The following is a 13,484-nucleotide window of genomic DNA, read 5'->3' as shown; positions in this document are numbered from 1 at the left end:
GGAAACAGGCATGGATATTACGTGGGAAAAGATAGTTGCTTTACTAACTCGTATTAAGGACGGTTCGGTAATTTTGGGGATACTTTACTTTATTTCATTTTTACTTGTTTTGCCTTTCTGGTTGTCGGAAGCGCCTTCGGAAATTGATATCCGGGCTGTACTGTTATTGGCTACGGTTTCAGCAATCTTTTTAACGCATATGTTTTTAAATTGGGCTTATTACGCACTAATTGTTGTGCCAGCGATAGCAGCAAGCTGTCTTTTTACTTTGGGAGCGTTTATATGGGTGACGACGCCGCTGATCGTAGCTCCAATTCAGGCGATATTTGGTATGTTCGGTTCCGGTTTTGGTGCAGATATGGGAAACATGATTGCAGGAAGATTTATGGGAGCATTTGGTTCGATGTTTACAGGATTAGGAGAATCAATATCTCGTACAGGTCAACTACTAATGATTATCTCGGGTTGGTTTTGGTGGTTAAACGACAGGTTGAGGAATATAGATTATAAAGCTCTTGGGTTTTACCTGCTGTGCTTAGCTGTGCTGGGATTTGCCACAGGTATACCTTCTATGGAAGGGATTATTGTCTTCCTTTATGTTTGGCTTTGGTTTACATATAAAATCCAGAACAAAGAGGGATTGCCGAACCTTACCCTGGTTTTTAAGATTGTAGCATCGCTCGCAGTATTGCTAAAATTTCCTTATTACTTTTCTATGGCCTCAAGTAACCCTGGGTTGGGTTTTTATGGAGTCTCAGTTAGCAGCGGATTGCTTGTTTTGATATGGAAGTTCGAATGGCTGTTATCCAAGTCACCAGAGGGAATCAGAAGGTTTTTTGGTTTCTTGACCGAACGTTATGATAGAACGTTTTTTACTCCAAGCTAACGAATAACCGGATTGCTTTTGTTTTTTGTTCCGCTTTAAGTCCCTTGTCCAAACTGACAGCGTTTGCTAAAATAAGATAAGGAATACCATAACCAGACGGGCCTCACCTGCCGGGGGAGATTCTTCTCCGAAGGGGGGTGGGGCAGGGATGATTACCGCACAAGACGTAATACAGATCGTGCAGGCAACCATCCAATTGCTCACCCTCGTGGTGCTCATCACCTACCGCAGGGAATAAGGTAAAAACCCTCTAAACTGCTGGCACAGTTTAGAGGGCAACCGAAAAACCTCGGCAGGTCGAGGCACCAACGCCGTTTGTTATGGTATTCCTGCTTTTAATCTAACATATAGCCCCCCATAATGTCAAGGGAAGTTGACTGCCCGGCTCTGCCGGGCTTTTGTAAGTTTAAGCGATTTAGGGAGGTTAGCTTAGATAGCCTTACGTTAATTGCATATTTAAGTGCCTTATTCATATCGTTTCCTATTTATGTTAATGAAATTTTAGAAATTATACCAGAAAAATACAAACTAATTGGTATATTGGTTATACCATTAGCACCGATAATTTTAATTCTACAAGGCATTCTTATTGGTGTTCCTATGTTCATTTATGAAGTACTTTTTGATAAAAGCAAAAATTAACGATTTGCGAATACCGAACAGTGGACGGTTTTTTGTATATTGTTCAAACTAACCGGCGCAAGTAGTTGAAAACCCTTGGAACCGCCGCACCGGTTTCCAAGGGTTTCACTAAAAGCCTCGGCAGCATGAGGCGCTCGTGCCGTTCTGGTTATGGAATTCCTACCTGTAACCTAACTCAAGAAATTCCCGCTGTCAAGTCCGATGGGAAACCCTACTTTGACTGCCCGGCTCTGCCGGGCTTTTTCTATTTTGGGGCTGCCTTCGCCCTGTTTATGCTATAATATTCCAGAAGGTGGTGGTTCATGGAACAAAAGTTCCTGCTTGCGCGTCATATAGCACATGGGAAGTATAACAGCGGGGAGTGGTATCATGCTGAGGTTTTTCTGGCTCGTCATCATACTTGCCCTTTTCGTCATTTTCATGCCGGGGATGCACCCGGTATAAATCCTGAAAAAGGAGTGGTTTTCATGTCCAGGCGCAAAGTATTAATTTCCGTGCTGGTACTTCTTTTCCTGATTGCCGTCCTGGCCCTCCCGGCCCTGGCCCAGCAGGAGAAAGTGGACGTGTACGAAAACCAGAAGCTGGTCAAGTCCGTGGTTTTCCAGATCGGCCTGAAGGAATACTTCGTCAACGGCCAGACCCCCGGGGCCAAGATGGACGTTGCCCCGTTTGTAGAACAAGGCCGCACCTTCGTCCCCGTGCGTTATTTAAGTAATGCCTTGGGGGTGGAAGATAAAAACATCGGGTGGAACGAGAAGGCCCGGCTGGTCACACTGAAGCAGCCCGGGTACCCGGTGGTGGAGTTGGTAATCGGCAGCAGGCAGCTCAAGTCCAACGGGAAGGTTACGAATATGGACGTGTCCCCTCTGGTCAGGAGCGGGCGTACCTTCTTACCGGCCCGCTGGGTGGCTGAGGCCCTGGGTTACCAGGTTGACTGGGACGCTTCTCTCGGCCTGGTGATATGCTGGCCGAAGGGTGAGCCGAAGCCGGACTTGAGTGCGGTTAAGCAATACCTGAACGAACAGAAGCCGAAGGAGCCGCAGGTGCCGGGGATAAACAAACCAGTTGTGGACCTCAAAGGCCAGGGCGAAGTGATGGAGGGGTTTTATAACTATCGCATCGACCCCGGCCAGAAAATTGTCTACGTGACCATGGACGACATCAAGGCTCACGCTTACGATGTAAGTGGAGATGGAGATATTGTTAAGGATGTGCGTATTACCAAAGATAAAATTTACGTTGATTGGTATTCTACTGGTGGGGTTGCTTTCGGTGTCCTCTTGGCCGAAGGAAAGCTCCTGAGATACCGCGACCCCGACTGGGCTTTTTACGGTAAGCAAAATTTCACCGCGCAGTACAGCGTGGTTGATGATCTGAGGGATAAGAACGATGATACCGGCAGCCTTCCCACCGCCGACATCACCAAGATTACGCACATAATCATCAAAGGTCAAACTTACCTGGCGATAGAGAACCCGCTCTACGCCGGGAAGAAGTAGGATGCAACACCGGAGCGCCGCGAGAGGCGCCTTCTTTTTTGTGAGAAAAATTAAAAGGAGTGGGTGCGTATGCGCAAGGTGACGGCTCTTTTACTCGTGCTGGCCCTGCTCGTTTCCCTGGTACCCGCTGCGGGCTTCGCGCAGGACCAGCCGCAGGAACAGCTAATCTGGCGCCAGGTGGGGCTGGCCTATTTTGACGTCTGGAAGCACACCAGCGGGGAATGGCAGGACAGCGACGGTGACGGGGTTAAAGACGGCCCCAAGGGGGATCCGAACGCATCAGACCCGTCATACTGGCAAAACAAGAAAGCGAGGGCGACGTACACCCTGCCTTCAAGCCTGCTGGAAAAGTACAAAGTCACCCGGATCGAGGTCAGGGGCGAGTTCGGGCAGGAAGAGTACGACGCCTATGTTGCCCTCCAGGGCCACGGCTACCCCAACCCCTGGTGGAGGCTGGGAATGGACGAATCTGCAAAATATTATACCTGGGCACGGTATCGCGACCGCCACTACGATGTCAAGCCCGAAAACTTCTCCGTCCGCAAGACCGACGAGGACCTGTCGAAAGGTACGGCCGTCGCCCAGTGGCAGTTGAACCTTGCACCGAAAAAGTACGCCATCAACCGCAAGGAGAACCGCTTCCCCGGTGACGAGTCCAACCCCAACTTGGCGAACGCCGTGGAGGGCTGGCGCTGGTGGCTGCCGGTGTATATCGAGTGGTACGGGATCCCCAAAGAGGTACCACCCGACTTTTACGCCAAGATAACTCCAAAGCAGGTTCAGGCCGACCCGGGGCAGAAGCTGACCTTCACGGCCACCTTCGGGCTGAAACAGGGCTTTTCCAAACCTTCCCGGGCGAGGCTTTCCGCCTATCACGTGGTGAATGGACGTGAATACCCCGTGACTCTTGAGCCGGAAAGCGGCGCTCCCGACCCGAAGAACCCGGTGGAGTTCCAGCCGGGCCAGGAGTATAAATACAAAGTGTCGGTGACCGCCCAGGATGAGGACAGCAAAGTAATGGTCAAGATCAACCCGGTGGACGTATCCGAGGACGCGGACTGGTCAGACAACAGCGACGAGGCCCTGATCGCGGTCATACAGCAGCAGCCGCCAACCGGGTCGGGCGAGCTGGTCCTGCAGGCTTACTCCTACCCCGGGAAGGATTTGCGGGGCAACTACCAGCCGTCGAAACCCAGGCCGGTGAACACGGCCAAGTGGTCCGACGACGTTACGGCCACGCTGACGGTTAAGAAACCCAGACCTCCCCGCGGTACTCTGGATTGGTGGGAGATATCCAGTGCGAAGCTGACCTACCCGAAACAGCACCCCAGCTTCAGTTTCGGGAGGCCGCTGCCGCCGCAGGGTACCGTGACCGTAAACATGAAGGTGCCGGGCAGGGCTGACCCGGACACGGACGAGCTGAAGGCCACGGCGAAGTTCGTGGAAGACTGGGCCATGGACGGGTTCCCGGTCTACTCAATGATCGACGGCAAGCAGCTGACCACGGAGAAACCCAAGGACTACCCCGTGACGGCCACCTACACGGTGAGGTACCGGTACCATTACGTTGTTTGCGACGAGGACGGCAGTTGCTATACCATTTACGTTACTGCTGAAGACACCCGCACGGCTACGCAGAACCTGAAGGTCACAGGCGCGGGGACGGTTCCTTACGCGAGTTAAACTCTGGGCCGGGAGATAGCCGGCCCTTTCTTTTTTTTGGGGGTGGTTTTTGTGAACATTCTCCGCGACCAGCGCGGTTCGGTCCACCTGATGCTTCTACCCATGTATCTGGTGGTGGTCCTTTCCCTGTTCTCGATGGTGGCGGTTTCGGCCTTTGCCGCCAAGAAGAACGCAGTTACGGTTTACCAGTGGCTGGATGCGGCTATGGACTTCACGGCACAGGCTATCACCTATAACAGGTCGGGTGAGGATTACGAATCCAGGACTCCCGAGGCCCGGCAGTGGTTCGTGTACGCCTTTTCCCGGATGGTCGACGCGGACTTTGACGGCAGCAACTTTACGCCCCACGGTTCCTTCCCGCCCGGTCCCGTCAGGCTGGTGAGTTTCGGCTACGCTCCTCCGGGCACGCCGGTGCCGGGTTCGAGCGGGCAGGCCACGACCGCCGGACCGGGCTACCAGGCGGAACTGGAAGTCCCGGTGTTGAAGGCCAGCCTACCTTTTATCGGGCCGCAGTATGTGACGGTGCCAATGAGGTTAGTGGGGGTGGTTAAGCCGGTGGCGGGTAAAACCTGACATCCTCCCACCCCTAAAGAGGTGGGGTTCCCTTTTAGAAGTAGTTGGTTTTATACTTCGCGACTGCTCAAGAAGGAGTGGTTAGAAATGGATGAAAAGGAATTCGAGTTTCTCAAGGAAAAGTTGCTATGGGAGCTAAGAGTTATAGTGGGCGGTCTTTTTGTAATAACTTCTGTTGCTCTGATAGGTGGGTACCTATCAAATTTGATTGAGCTTACCTCATGGTCATTAGTTATTATTACTTGTGTGGGAACAACTGGCTTTTTGTTACTTGTAGAGCCCGAAGAGTTAGGGAGGTGGGGGAAGTTTGTGAGGTATGCCGTTGCAAAAGTTGTAGCATTGCTGCAGAACGGATTAGGTAGATTGTTTAAACCTCGAAGAACATATGGATTAACAAACAAGGAAATAGCAGGAAAATATCTTGATTTTGCTGAGGTTAAAAACGATGAGGGGGATGAAGATTGAGGTATGGATGCCGGTGGAAAACGGCTGCCGCTAATTAATTGCTAATTAATTCTTTATGGAGAAATTTCCTTTCCTGCCGGGCCGGAGATGTTGTTCTCCGGCTTTTTTCTTTCAGGAGGTGGTTTACTTTGCCGCTGGAATTTGAGAGCACAGACTGGCTCGATTTGGAGGAAAAGGAGAAGAAGCGCATTGTGGAGGAAATCGCCCGGAGCCTCCCCAAAGACCTCTTTACGTCCCGGAAGGATCACGCATTCATCGAAGAAATCGTCCGCCGGGCGGTACTTACGCGAAGTGACCTTGTGGCACCGCACGAAGTGGACGATATAGTGAAGGCCATCGCCGGGCAAGCCACGGGCTACGGGGCGCTTCAGGAGTTTTTCCTGGGATCCGGTGCGGAGGAAATAACGGAGGTCATGGTCAACCCCTCCCCCGACGGGGTGCCCAGGGTTTTCTACGGGAAACACGGCAGGCCCTGGTACGCGGGCAACCACTACTTCAAGGATAACGAAGAGGCCCTGCGGTACTTCCAGAAAATATGCGAGGACTCCGGGCGGCCTCTTACGGAGGACGCGCCCATAGTGGACGCCTGGCTGAAAGACGGCTCGCGCCTGGCGGTGTTCGGGTTCAAGGTTTCCCCCCTGGGAGTTGGCGGCACCATACGCAAGAGCCCGCTGGTGAGGCCGCCCATGCCGATGGAAAAGCTGGTGGAGAACGGCATGCTGCCGGAATTTGCGGCCCGCATGCTGGTGGATTTGCTGGTCAAAGGCCATGCCAATATCGGTGTCTTCGGGCGGACGGACTCCGGCAAGACCACGTTCCTGCGGGCGCTGGCGCTGCACATAGACCCTCTGGAACGCACGTTCATCGCAGAGACCAGCTTTGAGCTGTACCTTCCCAACCTCCAGAACTGCATCAACCTGGTGGAGGTGGTGGTGGGCGACCGGGTGGTGGTGGACATGGGCTCCCTGGTCAGGACCATGAACCGGAACAACCCGGACAGGAGCATTGTGGGAGAAGTGCGCGGTAAGGAAATAGTGGCCGCCTCGCGGATGGCCGCCAGCACCAGCGGTGGTTTCTGGACAACCGGTCACGCCGGGAACGTGGCTTCCTTGCGGACGGCTTTAAAGGGCATGTACCGGGAAGCGGGGATAGAGCTGCCCCGGGAAGACCTGGACGAAGAGCTCTCCTCCATGTTCCACTTCCTGATTTTCCTGGACAAGGAAACCCTGACGGCGGAAGCCCGGCGCACTTTAATGGAAGTGGTGGAGGTGGTCCCGGGGGAAGGGTACCGGACGATCATCCGGTTCGACACCGGGGAATTCGCCGCCACGAAGGGTAAAGTGCGCCGCTGGATTTACGAGAACCCGGTGACACCGGAACGCCTCTCCATGCTGGCCTTCCGTGGGGCGGAGGTGAAGCCGGAGTACGAGGAGGTGAAGGAGCGGTACCTATGCTGAGGCAGAAGAGAAGTTTTTCTGGAGGTGGTGTGATTGCTTGTGCTCTTGCTCTTTGCAGCCCTCTTCTTACTCCTGTACACCCTGGCCGGCGGACCCTTACCGGAGATATCCGCCGCGCGTAACATATTCCATCGTTTTGCTCTGCCGGTGGGATGCGCTGCCGGCTCTTTCGTGTTGGCTTCCCTCGTGTTCGGCACGCCTCTGGCCGGGTTGCCCTGGGGGGTCGCGGGCTGGTTCCTGCCGGGTGGAATAAGGGGGTTCCTTGGAGCCAGAAGGAGGTCCGTCTGGCGCGAGGCGGCCCGCAACTTCATCGTTTCGGCGGCGGGCATGTACGCGGCCAACAGGACCACGCCGGAAGTGGTGGAGACGGCGGCCGGGGAACTGCCGGACCCTTTCAGCAGGGAGTTCCAGCAAATGCTGGCAGACCGTAGGTATGTATCCGGCTTCCGGTTCCCGGACGCCTTCAGGGGGCTTGCGGAAAAATACGGTCTGCCGGAATTCGCCGCCTTCGCGGAGATAGTTGAGGCCAGCGAACGTGCCGGTGGCCCCCGGGCGGCGGCGCGCGGCCTCGAACGGCTGGGCGTGGCGCTACGGCAGAGGGACCGCCTCCTGGCCGAACGGGTGAAGGAGCTGGCTGAGCCGAAGGTGGCGGGGTATGTCGTCGTTATTTTACTTCTCGCGGGGTTGTTTTTCGACGCCACGTCGCTCAGGGGATATTATGCCGGAGGTGCCGGGAAGGCCGCCCTCGGGCTGGCGAATGCCGTCACCGTGGGCGTTATCTTCATGATGAGGGCGTTTACGTCTAGCAGAGACTTGGAAGGGGGGATTTGACATAGCTGTAGCTGTTATCGGCTTTTTCGCCAGCATTCTGGCATTCTTCCTGGCTGCTGCCCTGCCCGGCGAGTACATGCCGTCGCCCTTCGCGGTAGTGTTTGAAACCATTAAAGAGAAAGTCCACGGATATCTCCTGCGGAAGGATAGGGCCTTGGTGTACCGGCTGACCGGCAGGACGCCGGAGGAAGTGGTCAAACGGTGGCTCCTTTTCGGCGTCCCCCTCGGGTTGCTGGTCATCCTGCTGGCCTGGGAGTCCCTGGGGGTGCTGTCCGTAGCGGCGGCATTGATCCTGGTGGCGGCGATCCTCTTCGCCCTGGACGCGGCGGTGGCCAACGAATACCGCCGCTGGCGGGATAAGCTGGTGGACGGCATACCCGTCCTGGCGGCGTTCGTGCCCGCTTTCCTGGAGACCGGGGTGGTCACACCGCGCCGGGCGCTGGAGCTGGCGCTGCCCTTCCTGCCGGAACCGCTGCGGTCGGAACTCGACTCCGCCGTGGGCTCCGTAGCCCGTTCGGGCTGCCTCGACGCCTTCGACGAACTGAAGGAGCGGGCGCGGCACCCGCTGGTGGACGCGGTATGTTTCCGGCTGAAGGCCGGGTGGGATACAGGGCTGAAACCGGACGTTTTCACCGACCTGAACGAGCAGATACGCGACGCGCAGGAAGTTGCGGCGGCCAGAGCCACGGCGGCGAAATCCGCCCTGGTGACGCTGGTCAGCGTGATCGGGCTTCTGGGTGCGGGGCTGGTTTTCGGCTACCCCGCCTGGAAACATATAACCGGCACGATGGGAGGGATGTTCAGATAGCGAAGAAGCAAATCGCGGCGGCACCGGTTTTCGTTCTGCTGCTCTTTTTCGCGCTGGTGCTTCTACTGTGGGCGCGATGGCTGTTCCTTGCGGTTCGCGGCTGGTTTTTCTGGAACTAGCCTTGCGGCGAAACAAAGAAGAAAGGGGAGTTGAGAATTGCTCAGGAAAACCTTACAGAGGTTGGTTTCTATACTGAGGGACCAGACCGGCTCACTCCGGTCCCTAACATGGGTTTTGGGGTCGACGGTGATCACCGTGTTAATCGTCGTGGCGCTGATGCGGATTATGCCCGACACCACCACGAGTTTCTTCCAGGCCGCCACGCAGTGGATACGCTCCCAGTTCGGTTTCTAGGAGCTGGTTGCCATGCTGAATGAAGTCGTGGCCACCTACGGTGCGGTTTTCGTGCTGGTCGTCTTCGTGCTGGGGTGTGCGATGCTGGTGGGGCTGGCGGGGGAATGGTACGTGCTCCAGAACGAAGCGGCCTTTTTAGCCGCTTCGCAGGCCAAGTACGGGGGATACACCCAGGAGGCCAACGTAGACCTGCAGCGGTTCGTTTCCGAACGGCACATAGACCGCTCCCGGCTCTCGGTGGAGGTTTCCGCGCCCGGTTCCCCCGTACCCTGGGGGACGCCCGTTACGGCCAGGGTGACCTACAATTTCCCCTTCCGGCTCGGAAAATGGGCCTCTTTCGACGTACCGGTGACGGGTGCGGGCAGGGCCGTGAGCGCCTACGTGCCGGGAGCCTACGACGTGACCTACACTTACCCTTCCTGGTGATGAAGGTGGTCGTCATGGGGACGAAGGAAAGAGACCTGGCATTCTGGCTGTTCGCGGTATTTATTTCCGGGGCGGCCGTCTTCGGGAGCATGCTCCTGTGGCTGGCCGCCCTCATATCTGCCCTTCTGTTCTTCTACCACTTCGTCATAGTGAGGCCCCGGGCCGTAAGGGAAAGCCGGAAGATGGGCCTTGAAACAGCTGTGCTGGTCCCACTGTGGTCCTGCGCGGCCCGGCTCAGGCTCCTCCTGGCCGGAAAGAAACTCGCCGGCTGGGAACGCGCCTACGAAGTGCATTTGTCCGGTGCCGGGAAAGAAATTATTCCCGTACTGGAGAAAGACCTGCTCAATGTGGCCGGTACGGTGAAAGGGCTCTTTTTCTGGGAGACATCCTTCCCGGTACCGTCGGCGATAAGGAAACTGGTCAGGGAGAAGGAAAAGCGAAACAAGGCTTTCTGGGTGAAGGGGCGGCTTCCCGTACCGGGAACGCCCCTTCTGCCCGACCCGGTGGACGGAAAACATGTCCGTTATGGGGCAGTGGTGCTTGATTGATTAGGTGAAAAGGGGGGTAAGGAAATATTTGAACAGACGTGTTATCATCATCGTGTCTCTGGTGCTGGCCGTCCTGTTCACTTTGCTCCTGGTGCGGGGTGTCAACGCCCGTTACGCTGAGCTGAAAAAGACGGTCGATGTGGTCAGGACCACCGGCTTCATCCCTGCCGGGAGCGAGATAAAACCCGGTCAGGTGACCACGGTCAGGGTACCTGAAATCGTCGGGAAAAACCTGATACGCGACCCGAAAGATGTCATCGGGAAGGTCCCGAAGGTATCTTTGGTGGAAGGGCAGTACATCTTCCCGGGCACCCTTGAACCGATAGCGAGGAAACCGGGTACGGTGGAAGTCCACGTGCCGGTGGACCTCTCCGGCTCGGCCTTCGCCGTGGCTGGCGACGTTGTGGACGTTTACGCCTTCTCCAGGGATAATTCCGGCGGGGCCTCGCTCATCTGCAAAGGCGCGCGGGTGTTGCACGCCTACGACCAGACTGGTTCCGAGGTTTCCTCCCTGGAGAAGAAGGGTCCGGCGCAGGCAGTCGCGCCGCCGGGCTCCAAAGCGCCGGCCAGCATAGGTCTGGAAGTGCCGGGAGATGTTGTCCCGGCAGTGGTCCAGGCGGCCAGCCAGAAGAGGATATACCTTGTCAAGAGCGGCCCCGCTGATTGAGCGGGGCGCTTTTTTTGAGAGGTGTTGAATTATGTACTGCGTAGTGGCGGCGGAACCAGGAGCCCTTGAAGTAATCGCGACAAATCTGCAAAAGAAGTTCCCGGACTGGCGGTTCGAAACCGCGGCGTCGCCCGGGGAACTGTTCGCCCTGGCCGGAACCAGGCCGGACGTGGTGGTGGTATCCCGGTTCCTCCCCGGCGACCCCGTTGAAGTCCTCCGCAGGCTTCCCGTGGAGTTCCCGGCCAGCCACATCGTCCTGCTGGTGGGGGTGTTGAACGAGCAGGCGAAAGCCTACGTGCGTCAGGCCGCTAAATACGGGTTGACCAACGTGGTTACAGGGAAACTGCCCGGGGATAGGCCGTACACGATATTTGCGGCCCTCACCCGGGCCAGACAGGACCTGCTGGAAATCCAAGAGGGCCTGGAATGGGAAGAGGAAGCTCCGGAGGCTGGTTGCGGCGATCAGGAATCAATTGCGGTGGCCTGCTCCGCCCAGGCCACCCGGGAAGTTCACCGGGAGGTACAGTTAAACCCGGCAGGCGAAGGCCACCGGGACGCGCTCACCGGCTGCTACACCCGGCGTTCCCTGGAAGGCGCTATGATCAAAAAATATTACGGCGCTGGTGTTCATACCCACGGGCCGGGCGGCAGGTTTGTGCTGGTGGCCGCCAACAAGGGCGGGGCGGGCAAGACTACGGTGGCCATCTCTCTTTCCCTGGTCATGGCCCGCGCCGGGGTACCCACCTGCCTCTGCGATTTCGATTTCGGCGGCCCCAACGTGGCTGTGTTTTTCGACATAAAGAACAGGCCCGGAATTGAAAAGCTGTCCGGCAGAAAGTACGTGGAACACCTCGCGAAAGAACTGCTGGTCAGGGTGGAGAACAATCTGGTGGTTCTGCCCGGCCCGATGGATAAAACACTGCCCTATTTCGAGCCGGGCCAGTTGGCGGAGGTCGTGGATTTTCTTTCACGGGACTACCTTGTTGTAGGCGACACTCCGCCGGAATTCTGGGCTAACAAGCCGTGGCTGGAGGGGCTTTTCCAGCGGGCGAACCTGGTGCTGGCGGTGATGGACCAGTCAAAGTTTTCCGAATCCGAGACGAGGGACTACGCGCCGAAGCTGATCATGATGGGCGTGGAACCCTCCCGTATCAGGATAGTATGCAACAAGTTCAGTGCAAAACTCCACAGCATAAAGAAGGTGGAAGCGGCTTTTAACGCAGGATTTAAGGTGAAAAAGGCTCTTCCCCGGGTAGTTTCCGTCATACCGGAGAACTGGGAGGACTTTGTGAAAGAAGGTTACCGGGGCGCGGTCCCCGGGCTGGAAGACCCCCACTCTCCCTGGGTGAAGCTGGCGGAAGTGGTCGCGAAAGACCTTGGGCTGCCGTTTGTGAGTCCGGGGAAAGAAAAGAAAAATGACAGGAGCCTGTTTGGCCTGTTCAGGAAGGGGGCACTGAAAATTGGACATTGAAAAGGTCAGGCGCATGGCGGAGTACCTGGACGAAGAAGCCGTTGCCGCCGCCCTGGGTGTACCCGTCGGGGCGGTCAGGGAAATCCTCGCCGGCCGGGTGGAAGTGAAGGAGGATGTCAAAGGCACCCTGGTGCAGGTAGCCTCTTCGTCGTACCGCCAGCGGGTGGTTTCCGTCTGGCGTGCGAAGGGCGGGGCGGGATGTACCGCCGTGGCTATCCACCTGGCGCACGTCGTGGCGGAAGTGATGACGGTACTGTTCGTGGACATGGATTTTTCCGTCGGCGGGAGCGACGCGACGCTCTACCTGGGTTTACCCGATTCACCGGATATGGAGACGTTTACCCGGAAGGGGCTGGAATCGGCGGTGGTGCAGGTTGAGCCCGGCCTCTGGGCACTCAGGCCGCCAGCGTTTCCGGGAAGTTTTCAATTCGGTTCCGAAGATGTGACGCGGCTGGTCGTCGAAGCGCGCAAATCGTTTGACGCCGTGGTGTTCGACCTTCCGAACCGGGACGACGGGTACGTGGCCGAGGCGGTGAACTGTTCCAACGCGGTAGTCATGGTCACGCTGGGGTTCCCGGGTGAACTGGTGCGTGCCGCCGCCAGGTGCGGCAATCTCAAAAAAGACGTACTGCTGGTGGCGAACGGTTATAAGTGCGGTCCGGAGGCCCTGGAAAGGTTTAAAGACCTGGCCGGGGTTGTAGAGCTTCCGGAGGAGCGCGGTCTGGAAGAAAGGATGTACAGCGGTGTTTTTACCGGCAGGGGGGCTTTTTACGATGGTATAGGGCGGGTCAGGGACGTCCTGTTTCGTCCCCGTGACGGAGGTCTTTTCCGCCGGGTGACGGAGTTCTTTGCGAAAGGAAGGTTTTTCTGATGCGGGCTTTCTGGCTTTTTTTAGCTTTCGTCTATGGAACGCTGACCGGGAGCTACCTGAACATGCTGGTCTACAGAAGAAGAAGGGGCATGTCTACCTGGATTCCTGCCCGCTCCTTCTGCGACTCCTGCGGGAAGACGCTGGGTTTTTTGGAACTGGTGCCGGTATTGGGCTGGCTCGCCTTTCGGGGCCGGTCGCGGTGCTGCGGGGAGAGGATAAGCCCGGTCTACCCGCTGGTGGAACTGGGTACCGGGTTGGTCTTCGCAGGGGTGGCAGGCTTCGTCTTGCGCTGAGGGGGGTGCG

At 56.8% G+C, this 13,484-nt stretch carries 14 protein-coding genes; all 14 read left to right on the top strand.

Features of this window, described 5'->3' with window-relative positions; all coding sequences use genetic code 11:
- Positions 1 to 10 precede the first annotated feature (10 nt).
- The 14 genes from BUB44_RS05910 to BUB44_RS15360 all read left to right on the top strand — a co-directional run bounded on the left by BUB44_RS05910 (position 11) and on the right by BUB44_RS15360 (position 13,474).
- Entirely contained in the window at positions 11 to 886 is an 876-nt protein-coding gene (locus BUB44_RS05910) for a hypothetical protein (protein WP_073164119.1), read from the top strand.
- Between the two features lie 1,109 nt (positions 887 to 1,995).
- Positions 1,996 to 3,027, top strand: a complete 1,032-nt coding sequence (locus BUB44_RS05905; RefSeq protein WP_073164116.1) for a copper amine oxidase N-terminal domain-containing protein — start codon at positions 1,996 to 1,998, stop codon at positions 3,025 to 3,027.
- A 63-nt stretch (positions 3,028 to 3,090) separates the two neighbouring features.
- Positions 3,091 to 4,710 (top strand): hypothetical protein, encoded by a 1,620-nt coding sequence (locus BUB44_RS05900; RefSeq protein ID WP_131821594.1) that lies wholly within the window; start codon positions 3,091 to 3,093, stop codon positions 4,708 to 4,710.
- A gap of 51 nt (positions 4,711 to 4,761) precedes the next feature.
- Positions 4,762 to 5,283, top strand: a complete 522-nt coding sequence (locus BUB44_RS05895) for a hypothetical protein (RefSeq protein ID WP_131821593.1) — start codon at positions 4,762 to 4,764, stop codon at positions 5,281 to 5,283.
- An 87-nt stretch (positions 5,284 to 5,370) separates the two neighbouring features.
- On the top strand, positions 5,371 to 5,748 hold the full coding sequence (locus tag BUB44_RS05890) for a hypothetical protein (RefSeq protein ID WP_073164109.1): 378 nt from the start codon (positions 5,371 to 5,373) through the stop codon (positions 5,746 to 5,748).
- Between the two features lie 128 nt (positions 5,749 to 5,876).
- Positions 5,877 to 7,205, top strand: coding sequence for an ATPase, T2SS/T4P/T4SS family (locus tag BUB44_RS05885; RefSeq protein WP_073164106.1), 1,329 nt, complete (start codon positions 5,877 to 5,879; stop codon positions 7,203 to 7,205).
- 39 nt (positions 7,206 to 7,244) lie between these two features.
- Positions 7,245 to 8,036, top strand: coding sequence for a type II secretion system F family protein (locus BUB44_RS05880; RefSeq protein WP_242655874.1), 792 nt, complete (start codon positions 7,245 to 7,247; stop codon positions 8,034 to 8,036).
- Between the two features lie 76 nt (positions 8,037 to 8,112).
- The gene (locus tag BUB44_RS05875; RefSeq protein ID WP_131821592.1) at positions 8,113 to 8,844 is read left to right on the top strand and encodes a hypothetical protein; all 732 of its coding nucleotides are present in this window, start codon (positions 8,113 to 8,115) and stop codon (positions 8,842 to 8,844) included.
- Between the two features lie 366 nt (positions 8,845 to 9,210).
- Positions 9,211 to 9,624, top strand: a complete 414-nt coding sequence (locus BUB44_RS05865; protein ID WP_073164097.1) for a hypothetical protein — start codon at positions 9,211 to 9,213, stop codon at positions 9,622 to 9,624.
- A gap of 14 nt (positions 9,625 to 9,638) precedes the next feature.
- Complete coding sequence (locus tag BUB44_RS05860) at positions 9,639 to 10,172, top strand: hypothetical protein (RefSeq protein ID WP_073164095.1); 534 nt, start codon at positions 9,639 to 9,641, stop codon at positions 10,170 to 10,172.
- Positions 10,173 to 10,200: 28 nt separating this feature from the next.
- Positions 10,201 to 10,839 (top strand): Flp pilus assembly protein CpaB, encoded by a 639-nt coding sequence (gene cpaB / locus BUB44_RS05855; protein WP_073164092.1) that lies wholly within the window; start codon positions 10,201 to 10,203, stop codon positions 10,837 to 10,839.
- A 31-nt stretch (positions 10,840 to 10,870) separates the two neighbouring features.
- On the top strand, positions 10,871 to 12,310 hold the full coding sequence (locus tag BUB44_RS05850; RefSeq protein WP_073164090.1) for a CpaE/TadZ family protein: 1,440 nt from the start codon (positions 10,871 to 10,873) through the stop codon (positions 12,308 to 12,310).
- A complete protein-coding gene (locus BUB44_RS05845) occupies positions 12,300 to 13,181 on the top strand; it encodes a CpaE/TadZ family protein (RefSeq protein ID WP_073164087.1) in 882 nt (293 codons plus the stop codon). The genes BUB44_RS05850 and BUB44_RS05845 overlap by 11 nt, the downstream gene beginning before the upstream one ends.
- The gene (locus BUB44_RS15360; protein ID WP_073164084.1) at positions 13,181 to 13,474 is read left to right on the top strand and encodes a prepilin peptidase; all 294 of its coding nucleotides are present in this window, start codon (positions 13,181 to 13,183) and stop codon (positions 13,472 to 13,474) included. The genes BUB44_RS05845 and BUB44_RS15360 overlap by 1 nt, the downstream gene beginning before the upstream one ends.
- Positions 13,475 to 13,484: the final 10 nt, after the last annotated feature.

This window comes from Desulfofundulus australicus DSM 11792 (assembly GCF_900129285.1).
GTDB classification, from domain to species: Bacteria; Bacillota; Desulfotomaculia; order Desulfotomaculales; family Desulfovirgulaceae; genus Desulfofundulus; species Desulfofundulus australicus.
The sequence above is the reverse complement of the archived record's forward strand: the minus strand, read 5'-3'. Positions and strand labels throughout refer to the sequence as shown.